At 55.8% G+C, this 14333-nt stretch carries 10 protein-coding genes; 8 read left to right on the top strand and 2 right to left on the bottom strand.

The annotated features are described in order from the left end of the window. Positions 1–210 precede the first annotated feature (210 nt). The gene (gene amiA, locus SK58_RS08790) at positions 211–1086 is read left to right on the top strand and encodes an N-acetylmuramoyl-L-alanine amidase AmiA (RefSeq protein ID WP_015572219.1); all 876 of its coding nucleotides are present in this window, start codon (positions 211–213) and stop codon (positions 1084–1086) included. Then, positions 1086–1985, top strand: coding sequence for an oxygen-dependent coproporphyrinogen oxidase (gene hemF, locus SK58_RS08785; RefSeq protein ID WP_047746428.1), 900 nt, complete (start codon positions 1086–1088; stop codon positions 1983–1985). The genes amiA and hemF overlap by 1 nt, the downstream gene beginning before the upstream one ends. 84 nt (positions 1986–2069) lie before the next feature. On the opposite strand, the gene maeB is transcribed toward hemF, so the two are convergent. Further along, a complete protein-coding gene (gene maeB / locus SK58_RS08780; protein WP_015572218.1) occupies positions 2070–4349 on the bottom strand; it encodes an NADP-dependent oxaloacetate-decarboxylating malate dehydrogenase in 2280 nt (759 codons plus the stop codon). A gap of 286 nt (positions 4350–4635) precedes the next feature. On the opposite strand from maeB, the gene tal reads away from it, so the two are divergent. Together tal and tkt are read left to right on the top strand one after the other, a co-directional pair. After that, positions 4636–5586: a transaldolase gene (tal, locus tag SK58_RS08775; protein ID WP_015572217.1), complete on the top strand. Its 951-nt coding sequence runs from the start codon at positions 4636–4638 to the stop codon at positions 5584–5586. 19 nt (positions 5587–5605) lie between these two features. Further along, positions 5606–7594, top strand: a complete 1989-nt coding sequence (tkt, locus tag SK58_RS08770) for a transketolase (protein ID WP_048219700.1) — start codon at positions 5606–5608, stop codon at positions 7592–7594. An 87-nt stretch (positions 7595–7681) separates the two neighbouring features. Here the strand turns inward: tkt and SK58_RS08765 are convergent, their stop codons facing one another. Beyond that, positions 7682–8014, bottom strand: coding sequence for a tRNA-binding protein (locus SK58_RS08765; RefSeq protein ID WP_048219698.1), 333 nt, complete (start codon positions 8012–8014; stop codon positions 7682–7684). 138 nt (positions 8015–8152) lie between these two features. Here SK58_RS08765 and ebgR point away from each other — a divergent pair, with 138 nt between their 5' ends. From ebgR to SK58_RS08745, 4 genes are all read left to right on the top strand, one after another. After that, complete coding sequence (ebgR, locus tag SK58_RS08760) at positions 8153–9136, top strand: transcriptional regulator EbgR (protein WP_015572215.1); 984 nt, start codon at positions 8153–8155, stop codon at positions 9134–9136. A 146-nt stretch (positions 9137–9282) separates the two neighbouring features. Continuing rightward, positions 9283–12366 (top strand): beta-galactosidase subunit alpha, encoded by a 3084-nt coding sequence (gene ebgA, locus SK58_RS08755; protein ID WP_048219696.1) that lies wholly within the window; start codon positions 9283–9285, stop codon positions 12364–12366. Continuing rightward, positions 12363–12812, top strand: a complete 450-nt coding sequence (locus SK58_RS08750) for a beta-galactosidase subunit beta (RefSeq protein WP_015572213.1) — start codon at positions 12363–12365, stop codon at positions 12810–12812. Before ebgA ends, SK58_RS08750 begins: the two co-directional genes overlap by 4 nt. Before the next feature lie 53 nt (positions 12813–12865). Continuing rightward, positions 12866–14302 (top strand): amino acid permease, encoded by a 1437-nt coding sequence (locus SK58_RS08745; RefSeq protein WP_045333806.1) that lies wholly within the window; start codon positions 12866–12868, stop codon positions 14300–14302. Positions 14303–14333: the final 31 nt, after the last annotated feature.

Below are 14333 nucleotides of genomic sequence, written 5' to 3'. Positions count from 1 at the left end.
TATTAACCGCCTTTTCGGGTTTAAAAACAGTGATTATGGCGTGAACAGGGCATTTAGCCAATAACCGGGGAAAAACTCGCCAAAATTTGGCATAATGTCACTTTGTCACGTATTGAAATGAAAAGTAAAACAATTCTCAATAAGGAATGTCGTCACGCAAAACGCGATACGATATAACACCAGGACCCCAATTTTTACAATTCAGGCCGCATGAGCACATTCAAACCATTAAAAGCACTCACATCGCGTCGTCAGGTTCTCAAAGCGGGGCTGGCGGCCTTAACGTTAACAGGCATCGCAAAGCAGGCTCAGGCAAAAGAAGAGAGCTCGCTTAAAACCAGTAACGGACACAGCAAGCCGAAAACCAAAAAAGCCGGGGCAAAGCGTCTGGTCATGCTCGATCCGGGCCACGGCGGGATCGACACCGGCGCCATTGGCCGAAACGGGTCGAAAGAAAAACACGTCGTGCTGGCAATTGCAAAAAATGTGCGCGCAATTTTACGCAGCAACGGCATTGACGCCCGCCTGACGCGCACGGGCGACACGTTTATCCCGCTGTACGATCGCGTGGAAATTGCCCATAAGCACGGCGCCGACCTGTTTATGTCCATTCACGCGGATGGCTTCACAAACCCTTCCGCCGCAGGCGCATCGGTGTTCGCCCTCTCCAACCGTGGCGCCAGTAGCGCCATGGCGAAATACCTCTCCGATCGCGAAAACCGGGCGGATGAAGTGGCCGGGAAAAAAGCCACCGACAAAGACCATCTGTTGCAGCAGGTTCTGTTTGATCTCGTGCAGACCGATACCATCAAAAACAGCCTGACGCTCGGCTCGCATATCCTCAAACGGATTAAGCCCGTGCACCGTCTGCACAGTAAAAGCACCGAGCAGGCCGCGTTTGTGGTGCTGAAGTCCCCGTCCATTCCGTCCGTGCTGGTTGAAACCTCGTTCATTACCAACCCGGAAGAAGAGCGTTTACTCGGCACCACGGCGTTTCGTCAGAAGATCGCGAACGCCATCGCCTCCGGGGTTATCAGTTATTTCAACTGGTTCGATAATCAAAAAGCACACTCCAGGAAACGTTGATGAAACCGAATGCACAGCTGGTCAAAACGTTCCTGATGCAGCTACAGGACGCGATTTGCCAGAAACTGGCCGCCGCAGACGGCGGTGAATTCCATGAAGACGCCTGGCAGCGCGACGCGGGCGGCGGCGGGCGCAGCCGCGTGCTGCGTAACGGCGGTATTTTTGAACAGGCCGGGGTTAACTTCTCCCACGTCCACGGTGATGCAATGCCAGCATCCGCCACGGCGCATCGGCCTGAACTGGCGGGCCGCAGCTTCGAGGCGATGGGCGTCTCGCTGGTGGTGCATCCGCATAACCCGTTTGTGCCAACCAGCCACGCCAACGTGCGCTTTTTCATCGCGGAAAAACCGGGAGCCGATCCCGTCTGGTGGTTTGGCGGCGGTTTCGACTTAACGCCTTACTATGGCTTCGAAGAGGACGCCGTGCACTGGCACACCACCGCGCGCGACCTCTGCCTGCCGTTTGGCGAAGACGTTTACCCAAAATACAAAAAGTGGTGCGATGATTATTTCTATCTGAAGCATCGCGACGAGCAACGCGGCATCGGCGGGCTGTTCTTTGACGATCTCAACACGCCGGATTTTGATACCGCGTTCAGCTTTATGCGCGCGGTGGGTGAAGGCTTTACCGATGCCTATCTGCCGATTGTCGAACGCCGCAAAAACACCGACTACGGCGTTCGCGAGCGTGAGTTCCAGCTGTACCGCCGCGGGCGCTACGTGGAGTTTAATCTGGTATGGGATCGCGGGACGCTGTTTGGCCTGCAAACCGGTGGGCGTACGGAGTCCATTCTGATGTCGATGCCGCCGCTGGTGCGCTGGGAATACAGCTTTGAACCCAAAGAAGGCAGCCCGGAGGCTGCCTTGCGTGAGTTTATTCGGGTTCGGGACTGGGTGTAACCCCCTCACCCCTGCCCTCTCCCAAAGGGAGAGGGAGTATAAATTCCCTCTCCCTTTGGGAGAGGGTTAGGGTGAGGGTAAAAATTACAGCGGCTGCGTCTGCGCCTCAACCACCGCCAGCGCCACCATGTTGACGATACGACGCACGGAGGCAATCGGCGTTAACACATGTACCGGTTTTGACACCCCCATCAGCACTGGTCCTACGGTCACCCCTTCAGAACTCGACACGCGCAGCAGGTTATAGCTGATACGCGCCGCTTCTACGTTCGGCATAATCAGCACGTTCGCCGAGCCTTTCAGCGGGCTGTCCGGCATACGTTCATTACGAATGCTCTCCACCAGCGCGGCGTCGCCGTGCATCTCGCCGTCGATCATCAGCTCCGGCGCACGCTCGCGCACCAGGCCAAGCGTCTGGCGCATTTTGCACGCCGCCGCGGATTTGGATGACCCGAAGTTAGAGTGCGACAGCAGCGCCACTTTCGGCTCGATACCAAAGCGGCGCACGGTTTCCGCCGCCATCACGGTGATTTCCGCCAGTTCGTCCGGGGTTGGATCGTCGTTAACGTAGGTATCGGCGATAAAGGTGTTACCGCTTGGCAGCAGCAGCGCGTTCATTGCGCCGGCAGTATGGACCCCCTCGCGATAGCCGAAGATCTCCTGCACCACGCTGAAATGCTCATGATACTCGCCGATGGTGCCGCAGATCAGCGCATCCGCCTCACCGCGATGAACCATGATCGCGCCGATCACCGTGGTGTTGCTGATCACCGCCCGCTGCGCCTGCTCCTGGGTGATCCCACGACGCTTCATGATCGAATAGTATTCGTTCCAGTACTCTTTGAAGCGCGGATCGGATTCGTTATTGACGATCTCAAAGTCGACGCCCGGCTTAATTTGCAGGCCCAGCTTCTGGATACGCATCTCGATCACGCTCGGACGACCAATCAGGATCGGTTTCGCCAGCCCTAAGGTGATCAGCTCCTGCGTGGCATGCAGCACGCGCGCCTCTTCCCCTTCCGCCAGCACCACGCGCTTCGCGTCAGCGCGCGCCTGGGAGAAGATCGGCTTCATAAACAGGTTGGTTTTGTAGACGAACTCGGTGAGTTTATCGACGTAGGCATCGAAATCTTCAATCGGCCGCGTCGCCACGCCAGAGTCCATCGCCGCTTTGGCCACCGCTGGCGCGATCTTCACGATCAGACGCGGGTCAAATGGTTTAGGGATAATGTAGTCCGGGCCGAAGCTCAGATCCTGATCGCCGTAGGCGGAGGCCACCACTTCGCTCTGCTCGGCGTGCGCCAGCTCTGCGATAGCATGAACGGCGGCAAGCTTCATCTCTTCGTTGATTGCCGTAGCGCCAACGTCCAGCGCACCGCGGAAGATGAACGGGAAGCAGAGCACGTTGTTCACCTGGTTCGGGTAGTCCGAACGTCCGGTACAGATGATCGCGTCTTCACGCACTGCCTTCGCCAGCGGCGGCAGAATTTCCGGCTCCGGGTTCGCCAGGGCCAGGATCATTGGCGCGCGCGCCATCTTCTGCACCATCTCCTGGGTCAGTACTTTCGGGCCTGAACAGCCGAGGAAAATGTCGGCACCTTCAATGACGTCTTCTAGCGTGCGCTTGCCGTCGTCTTCCACCGCATAGGCCGCCTTGGTTTCCGCCATGTTTGGCTCGCGGTCTTTGTAAATCACGCCTTTGGAGTCGCAGACCACGATGTTGTGTTTCTGCATGCCCAGCGCCACCAGCAGGTTCATACAGGCGATGGCCGCGGCGCCAGCGCCGGAGACCACCATGCGCACGTCGGAGAGGTTTTTCTCCACCACACGCAGACCGTTCAGAATGGCGGCGGTACTGATAATCGCCGTGCCGTGCTGGTCGTCATGGAACACGGGAATGTTCATACGCTCGCGCAGCTTCTGCTCGATATAGAAACATTCCGGCGCTTTGATGTCTTCCAGGTTGATGCCGCCGAAGGTCGGCTCCAGCGCCGCCACCACGTTGATGAATTTATCCGGGTCCAGTTCGTCCACTTCGATATCGAAGACGTCGATACCGGCAAATTTCTTAAACAGAACGCCCTTCCCTTCCATCACCGGCTTACCGGCCAGCGCGCCAATGTTCCCTAACCCCAGTACCGCCGTACCGTTAGAGATAACGGCCACCAGGTTGCCACGGGCGGTGTATTTGTACGCTGCCAGCGGATCTTTTTCGATTTCAAGGCACGGGGCAGCTACGCCCGGCGAGTAGGCCAGCGCCAGATCGCGCTGGGTCGCCAGCGGTTTGGTCGGGGATACCTGGATTTTACCCGGAACAGGAAACTCGTGAAAATCGAGAGCGCTTTGTTTTAACTGATCATCCATCTTGTTATTCCTTTCACGTTTCGGTCAAAAAGGGTGATGTTGACGTTCCTATGCACACCCTGGTGTGCCGCATAGTATCGCCGCAGGCAGGCTCCTAAACTTTGAAGGCTGCCAAACTCTCACCATTGCAGAATAAAAATTGTTATCAATTTATAACAGCCATGTTACCCGTCTCAGACAGCAATGCCTCCCCCGTCTGCTATGCTTTTTTGTTAAGTCCATCATGATTTTCTCAGAAGTGTGACCTGACGCACTCGACTAACTCTTTTATTTCCAAGGAGTAATTATGAACCAGCTAGACGGCATCAAACAATTTACCACCGTGGTTGCAGACAGCGGCGACATCGAATCGATTCGTCACTACCAGCCGGAAGACGCGACCACCAACCCCTCGCTGCTGCTCAAGGCGGCCGGTCTTGCGCACTTTAGTCATCTGATTGATGACGCCCTTGCCTACGGCAAACAGCGCGGTAAAACGCAGGAGCAGCAGGTCGCCGAGGCCAGTGACAAGCTGGCGGTCAATATCGGTGCGGAAATTCTTAAAAGCATACCGGGACGCGTCTCCACCGAAGTGGATGCCCGCCTCTCATTCGACCAGGAAAAGAGCATTAGCAAGGCTCGCCGCCTGGTGGAACTCTACCAGGAGCAGGGGATCGATAAATCACGCATCCTGATCAAGCTTGCCTCCACCTGGGAAGGCATCCGCGCGGCGGAAGTGCTGGAGAAAGAGGGGATCAACTGTAACCTGACGCTGCTGTTCTCCTTTGCCCAGGCTCGTGCCTGCGCCGAAGCGGGCGTGTTCCTGATTTCACCGTTTGTCGGACGTATCTACGACTGGTATCAGGCGAAACAGCCGATGGATCCGTATGTGGTGGACGAAGATCCCGGCGTGAAATCGGTGCGTAATATCTACGATTATTACAAGCAGCACCGCTACGAGACCATCGTGATGGGGGCCAGCTTCCGCCGCACCGAGCAGATCCTCGCGCTCGCGGGCTGCGACCGGCTGACCATCTCCCCTGACCTGCTGAAAAAGCTTCAGGAGAGTGAAGAGACGGTGATCCGCAAGCTTGTGCCAACCTCCACCGTTCTGCCAAAACCAAAACCCATGACCGAAGCGGAATTCCGCTGGGAGCACAATCAGGATCCAATGGCCGTGGAAAAACTGGCGGACGGCATCCGTCAGTTCGCCGTCGACCAGCGCAAACTCGAAGATCTTCTCGCCGCCAAACTTTAACCTTGCCACGGAGTGAACTATGTCCCGTAAAGAGCTCGCCAACGCCATTCGCGCCCTCAGCATGGATGCCGTACAAAAAGCCAATTCCGGCCACCCTGGCGCCCCCATGGGGATGGCTGATATCGCCGAAGTGCTGTGGAACGACTTCCTGAAGCACAACCCTACCGATCCGACCTGGTACGACCGCGACCGTTTTATTCTTTCCAACGGGCACGCCTCGATGCTGCTCTACAGCCTGCTGCACCTTTCCGGCTACGATCTGCCGCTTGAGGAATTAAAAAACTTCCGCCAGCTGCACTCCAAAACGCCGGGCCACCCGGAGATCGGCTATACGCCGGGCGTTGAAACCACTACCGGCCCGCTGGGCCAGGGGCTGGCGAATGCGGTTGGCCTGGCGATTGCCGAACGTACGCTGGCCGCGCAGTTCAACCAGCCCGACCACGAGATTGTCGATCACTATACCTATGTCTTTATGGGCGACGGCTGTCTGATGGAGGGGATCTCTCACGAGGTCTGTTCTCTGGCGGGCACCCTGGGGCTGGGCAAGCTGATTGGCTTCTACGATCACAACGGTATCTCCATTGACGGGGAAACCGAGGGCTGGTTTACCGACGATACGGCGAAACGCTTTGAAGCCTATCACTGGCACGTGGTGCACGAGATCGACGGTCACGATCCAGAGGCGGTGAAAAAAGCGATTCAGGAAGCGCAGAGCGTGAAGGACAAACCGTCCCTGATCATCTGCCGCACCACCATCGGCTTCGGCTCGCCGAACAAAGCGGGCAAAGAGGAGGCGCACGGCGCGGCGCTGGGTGAAGAGGAAGTGGCGCTGACCCGCCAGAAACTGGGCTGGAAACACCCGGCCTTTGAGATCCCAAAAGAGATCTACAAGGCCTGGGATGCTCGCGAAACAGGTGAAAAAGCGCAGCAGGCCTGGAACGAGAAGTTTGCCGCCTACAAAAAAGCGTATCCGGAGCTGGCGGCTGAGTTTACCCGCCGCATGAGCGGCGGCCTGCCGGAAGACTGGGAAGAGAAAACCCAGGCGCTGATTGAAAACCTGCAATCCAACCCGGCGAAAATTGCCACCCGTAAGGCATCACAAAACACCCTTAACGCGATTGGCCCAATCCTGCCCGAACTGCTGGGCGGCTCGGCGGATCTGGCGCCAAGTAACCTTACCATCTGGTCCGGCTCTAAATCCCTGAAGGAGGACATTGCCGGGAACTACATCCACTACGGCGTGCGCGAGTTTGGGATGACCGCCATTGCCAACGGCATCGCCCACCATGGCGGCTTCGTGCCGTACACCGCCACCTTCCTGATGTTTGTCGAATATGCCCGTAACGCGGCGCGTATGGCGGCCCTGATGAAGGCGCGGCAAATCATGGTGTACACCCACGACTCTATCGGGCTGGGTGAAGATGGGCCGACGCACCAGGCGGTAGAGCAGCTGGCGAGCCTGCGCTTAACGCCAAACTTCAGCACCTGGCGTCCTTGCGATCAGGTGGAAGCGGCAGTGGGCTGGAAGCTGGCCGTAGAGCGTCATAACGGACCCACGGCGCTGATCCTGTCGCGCCAGAACCTGGCGCAGATCGAGCGCACGCCGGAGCAGGTGAAAAATATCGCCCGCGGCGGGTACATCCTGAAAGACAGCGGCGGCAAGCCAGACGTGATCCTGATCGCCTCCGGTTCCGAGGTGGAAATCACTATAAAAGCGGCGGAGAAACTGACCGCCGAGGGTCACGCGGTGCGCGTGGTTTCCCTCCCTTCAACGGATATCTTTGATGCTCAGGATGAGGCGTACCGCGAATCGGTGCTGCCTTCAAACGTCGCGGCGCGCGTGGCGGTTGAAGCTGGCATTGCCGACTACTGGTACAAATACGTGGGCCTGAAAGGGGCAATTGTCGGGATGCATGGTTACGGTGAATCCGCCCCGGCCGACAAGCTGTTCCCATATTTCGGCTTTACCGTTGAGAACGTGGTGGAGAAGGCGCTAAGCGTGCTGTAGTGCTTTTGCCGGGTGACGCTGTCGTTTACCCGGCCTGCGGTTCGAGGCTTTGTAGGCCGGGTAAGGCGTAGCCGCCACCCGGCTTTTTCACACCACTCTTACCCCTGCCGCCATCACCCGCTCCGGCGTTAATAACACACTTTCTCGGGCGTCATCGGTTTCCGCGCAGAGCAACATGCATTCAGATGTTTCACCGCGCATTTTAGCCTTTGCCAGGTTACACAACACCACCACCGTTTTGCCCATCAGCTCCTCTTCCCGGTAATACGGCACCAGGCTGGTGACGGTTTGCAACGTTCTGCCTCCCACCTCTATCTGCGCAATATAGAGCTTGTCCGCATTGGCGTGACGTTTAACGTCAACAATCTTTCCCACGCGGATCTCGAGCTTTGCAAAATCATCGTACGCTACCGTTTCCACTTTTGCCTCCTTGGTAAAATTTTACTAAATACTAGCACGATAACTGGCGAGGGCAACAGGGATGTTATTTACTAAAAATTAATGCATGTCCGAACGCATCCTTTACAATAAGCTATCTCGTGGGGAATAAGGACAAACATGGCAACGCTGAAAGACATCGCGACGGAAGCTGGCGTCTCGCTGGCAACGGTATCCCGGGTTTTAAACGATGACCCGACGCTGAATGTGAAAGAAGAGACGAAACACCGCATTCTGGAGATTGCCGAGAAGCTGGAATACAAAAGCACGACCTCCCGTAAAATGCAGTCTGTCGCTGCCGGTCAGCAACATATTCTGGCGCTCTACAGCTACCAGCAGGAACTGGAGATCAACGACCCTTACTATCTTGCCATTCGCCACGGCATTGAGACGCAGTGCGAAAAACTGGGGGTCGAACTGAGTAACTGCTACGCTAATGCCACCCTGCCGGAGCTGAAAAAGCTCACCGGGGTGTTGATTGTAGGCAAACCCTCCCCTGCGCTTCGACGTGCGGCAATGTCGTTGACCGACAACGTCTGTTTTATCGACTTTCACGAGCCAGGTAGCGAGTACGATTCTGTCGATATTGACCTTTCGCGCATCAGCAAGCAGATCGTGGATTTCTTTATTGCTCAGGGAGTTAAGCGGATTGGCTTTATCGGCGGCGAAGATGAGCCAGGCAAGGCTGATATTCGGGAAGCCGCCTTCGTGGAGTACGGGCTCCTGAAAGGGGTGGTATCGGAACAGGACATCTGGCGCGGCGGTTTTTCCAGCTCGTCCGGTTATGAACTGGCAAAAATCATGCTGGCACAACAGTGCTGGCCTTCCGCCTTGTTCGTGGCCTCCGATTCCATCGCCATCGGGGTGTTACGCGCCATCCACGAAAAAGGGCTGGCGATCCCGGAAGATATTTCACTGATCAGCGTGAACGACATTCCAACCGCCCGCTTTACCTTCCCGCCTCTTTCCACCGTGCGCATTCACTCTGAAATGATGGGCAGCCAGGGCGTTAATCTGCTGCTGGAAAAGGCCCGCGATGGCCGCGCGCTACCGCTTCAGGTCTTTGTCCCGAGCGTACTGAAGCTGCGCGGCACCACCCGCTGATTTCCACCTGTTAACTCTCCCGCCGGGCACGCCCGGCTTTTTTAATTTCGTGATCGAGTTAAAGCAAATCGGTTTTACTGATTTTATTTAGTAAAATATTTACTAAAATCTCCAGCAATGATGTTTTACCCCTACAGGGAGATCACATGAATCGCTGGGAAAATATTCAACTCACGCATGAAAACCGGCTCCCGCCACGTGCGTACTTCTTCTCTTATGACACCGTTTCCCGGGCACGCACGTTTGCGCGTGGAGCCAGCAGCCACTTTCTGTCGCTAAGCGGAAAGTGGAACTTTCGCTTCTTCACGAACCCGCTGCTTGTCCCGGAAAACTTTACCTCAGAATACATGGCCGACTGGGGCGATATTACCGTGCCGGGCATGTGGCAGATGGAAGGTCACGGTCAGTTGCAGTACACCGACGAAGGCTTTCCTTTCCCGGTGGACGTACCATGGGTGCCGTCAGACAACCCGACCGGGGCATACCAGCGCTGGTTTACGCTTTCTGAAAGCTGGCAAGAGAAACAGACTCTTATCAAGTTTGACGGCGTCGAAACCTATTTCGAAGTCTACGTGAATGGCCGCTATATAGGCTTTAGCAAAGGCAGCCGACTGTCTGCCGAGTTTGATATCAGCGATGCGGTACACAGCGGGCAAAACCTGTTGTGCGTGCGGGTTATGCAGTGGGCAGATTCCACCTACATTGAGGATCAGGACATGTGGTGGACGGCGGGGATATTCCGCGACGTCTACCTGCTGGGAAAATCACTCACGCATGTCCGCGATTTCACGGTTAAAACCACCTTCGACGAGGCATACCGGGATGCCACCCTCTTCTGTCAGCTTGAGCTGGAAAACCTTGCTGCACGCCCTGGCTGTGTTCAACTGGATTATACCCTGTACGACGGCGAGACAGTGCTGCACAAGGGAACAACCGACAACCTGACCGTCAGCGAGCGTGCGGAAACCGCCTTCAGCATTGAGGTGAGGCAACCCCGCCAGTGGTCCGCTGAATCGCCGGATCTTTATCATCTGGTCATGACTTTAAAAGATAACCATGGCCAGACGCTGGAAATCATCCCGCAGCGCATCGGGTTTCGGGATATCAAGGTGAAAGACGGCCTGTTCTACGTTAACAACCGTTATCTGAAGCTGCACGGCGTCAATCGTCATGACAACGATCATCTGAAGGGCCGCGCGGTGGGGATGGATCGCGTGGAGCGCGACCTGATCCTGATGAAGCAGCACAATATCAACTCGGTACGTACCGCCCACTACCCGAACGACCCGCGCTTTTACGAGCTTTGCGACCTGTACGGCCTGTTTGTAATGGCTGAAACGGATGTGGAGTCTCACGGCTTCGCCAACGTCGGCGACCTGAGCCGCATTACGGACGATCCGGTGTGGGAGCCGGTCTACGTTGAGCGTATCGAACGCCATATTCACGCGCAGAAAAATCATCCGTCGATCATCATCTGGTCGCTCGGAAACGAGTCCGGCTACGGCTGTAACATCCGCGCGATGGCCCGTGCGGCAAAAGCGCTGGATGATACTCGCCTGCTTCACTACGAAGAAGATCGCGACGCCGAGGTGGTGGACATTATCTCCACCATGTATACCCGCGTACCGCTGATGAATCTGTTTGGCGAATACCCGCACGCCAAACCGCGCATTATCTGCGAATACGCCCATGCGATGGGCAACGGTCCCGGCGGGTTGACCGAGTATCAGAACGTGTTCGATCGCCACGACTGCATTCAGGGGCATTATGTCTGGGAGTGGTGCGACCACGGTATTCAGAAAACAGACGCCAGCGGCAACATCTGGTACGCCTATGGCGGCGACTTCGGTGATTACCCCAATAATTACAACTTCTGCCTCGACGGGCTGATCTACTCCGATCAAACGCCCGGGCAAGGTTTGCGTGAGTACAAGCAGGTGATCGCCCCGGTCAAACTGCGCTGGCAAAACGGTGAGCTGCACGTTGATAACCGCTTATGGTTCACCAGCCTGGATGATTACACCCTCCTCACGGAGGTGCGTGCGGAAGGTGAAACGCTGCACAGTGAGCCACTGAACATCACCGGGTTGGCCCCCAACAGCTCCCGCAGCGTCAGTCTGCACGTGCCGGAACTGGACGAGCGCGAAGCGTTCCTGACTGTACGTATTATCAAAAACAGTCCCACGCGCTACAGCGAGGCCGGGCACGAGATCGCGGTGTATCAGTTCCCGTTAAAAGACCGCACGGCACGCCAGACATCGTTTATCAACACCAGTGCCACTCCGCTGCGTCTGGAGGAAGATCGCCTGAGCTGCACCGTGACCGGGCATAACTTCCGCGCGAGCTTCTCTAAAGTATCGGGAAAACTCAGCGCCTGGCAGGTGAACGGTGAGGAATACCTTACCCGTGAGCCGAAGATTAACTTCTTCAAGCCCATGATTGATAACCATAAGCAGGAGTATGAAGGGCTGTGGCAGCCGTATCATTTCCAGATCATGCAGGAGCATCTGCGCGGTTTCGAGGTTGAGCAGCATAACGATGCGGTCATCGTCACCACCCGTACCCTGATTGCCCCGCCAGTGTTTGATTTTGGCATGCGCTGTACCTATCGCTGGCGCATCGCCGCCGACGGGCAGATCAACGTTGAGCTATGCGGTGAGCGCTACGGCGAGTACCCACACATTATTCCGTGCATCGGCTTTACGCTTGGCATCAACGGCGGTTTCGATCAGGTGAGCTACTACGGGCGAGGGCCGGGTGAAAACTATCCGGACAGCCAGCAGGCCAGCACCATCGACCTGTGGCACACCACGGTTGATAAGATGTTTGAAAATTATCCGTTCCCGCAAAACAATGGCAACCGTCAGCAGGTGCGCTGGGCCTCCCTCGCGGATCGTCATGGCAGCGGCGTGCTGGTCGTACCGCAACAGCCTCTCCACTTCAGCGCCTGGCACTACACGGCTGAGAATATTCACGCCGCACAGCACTGCAACGAACTGCGCCGCTGCGATGACATTACGCTTAATCTTGACCACCAGGTGCTGGGCTTAGGCTCCAATTCCTGGGGAAGTGAGGTACTGGAGAGCTGGCGCGTCTGGTTCCGTCCGTTCCGCTACGGCTTCACATTGCTCCCGCTCAATGGCGGCCGCATCGCCTCGATGGCGCTGGCACGCCAGCAATTCGGCACCGGTTTCTTCTCCATGGATTTGCACAGCGAGGCAGACAAATGATCGTTCTTGAGAGCCTGGAACAGTTTCAACAGCATTACCGCACGGGTCGCAAATGGCAGCGCTGCTCAGAAGCCATTAACAATATCGATAATATCTCGCCCGGCGTAGCCCATTCGATTGGCGATTCGCTGGCCTACCGTGTGACCAATGATGCCAGCACCGACGCGCTGTTTGTCGGGCATCGCCGCTATTTCGAGGTGCATTACTACCTTCAGGGCGCGCAGAAAATTGAATATGCCGCCAAAGATGCGCTTCAGACAGTGGAGTGTTACCGCGATGAGACCGATCGAGAATACCTGAAAGGCGTGGGTACCACCGAACAGGTGCGCGAGGGGCAGATCGTAATTTGTGAGAACCATGAGGCGTATCGCTTTATCAGCGAGGAGCCGGTCAAAAAAGTCATTCTCAATGTGACCATCGAAGACGGTTATTTCCATAACAAATAAAAAAACGAGCGGTGCTAATGAAGCACCGCTAGCCTCTTACCCGGAGAAACGTTATGTCTGAAACCACCAAACGCAATACCATCGGCAAATTCGGCCTGCTGTCGCTGACCTTTGCCGCCGTGTTTAGTTTTAACAACGTGATCAATAATAATATCGAACTCGGACTTGCCTCCGCGCCGATGTTCTTTTTAGCAACCCTGTTCTATTTTATCCCGTTCTGCTTAATTATCGCTGAGTTTGTCTCGTTGAATAAAAACTCAGAAGCTGGAGTTTATGCCTGGGTAAAAAGTTCACTCGGCGGGCGCTGGGCATTTATTACCGCTTATACATACTGGTTCGTGAATTTATTCTTCTTCACCTCGTTATTACCGCGCGTCATTGCCTATGCCTCTTATGCCTTTCTTGGCTATGAGTACATTCTCACACCATTTGCCACAACGGTGCTAAGTATGGTGCTGTTCGCCTTCTCAACGTGGGTCTCCACCAACGGGGCGAAGATGCTGGGGCCAATTACGTCTGTAACCTCCACGCTGATGCTGCTGCTGACGCTCTCTTACATTCTGCTGGCGGGCGCGGCGCTAATGGGTGGGGTGCAGCCCGCTGATCCGATTACCGTCGACGCGATGATCCCGCATTTTAACTGGGCATTCCTCGGCATTACCACCTGGATATTTATGGCTGCCGGGGGCGCGGAATCCGTCGCGGTGTACGTAAACGATGTGAAAGGCGGTTCGAAATCTTTCGTTAAAGTGATCATCCTGGCGGGGATCTTTATCGGCGTGCTGTACTCCATCTCCTCGGTACTGATCAACGTCTTTATCAGCAGCAAAGCGTTGAAGTTTACCGGGGGTTCGGTGCAGGTGTTCCACGGTCTGGCGGTGTGGTTTGGCCTGCCGGAAGTGTTGATGAACCGTTTCGTCGGTCTGGTTTCCTTTACCGCCATGTTCGGCTCCCTGCTGATGTGGACGGCGACGCCGGTCAAAATCTTTTTCTCGGAGATCCCGACCGGCATTTTTGGTCCGAAAACCGTGGCGCTGAACGAAAACGGCGTACCGGCGCGCGCGGCCTGGATCCAGTATTTGATTGTGATCCCACTGATGATTATCCCGACCATGGGCTCCAGTACCGCGCAGGAGCTGATGAACACCGTCATCAATATGACCGCCGCAGCCTCAATGTTACCGCCGCTGTTTATTATGCTGGCCTACCTCAACCTGCGTCGTAAGCTCGATCACCTGCCGCGCGATTTCAGGATGGGTTCACGAACCACGGGTATAACCATAGTGTCGATGCTGATTGTTATTTTCGCCATTGGTTTTGTGGCATCCACTTTCCCTACCGGTGCCAATATTCTGACGATTATTTTCTATAACGTCGGTGGCATTGTTTTATTCCTCGGATTTGCCTGGTGGAAATACAGCAAATACGTAAACGGATTATCAAAAGAACAACAAAAAACTGAAGCATCACCTGCCTCGAATATTAACTGAAATAAAAGGCATGGATTTTATCTCATTGGGA

Source organism: Enterobacter sp. BIDMC93, assembly GCF_001037805.1.
Taxonomy (GTDB): Bacteria; Pseudomonadota; Gammaproteobacteria; order Enterobacterales; family Enterobacteriaceae; genus Enterobacter; species Enterobacter hormaechei_C.
The sequence above is the reverse complement of the archived record's forward strand: the minus strand, read 5'-3'. Positions and strand labels throughout refer to the sequence as shown.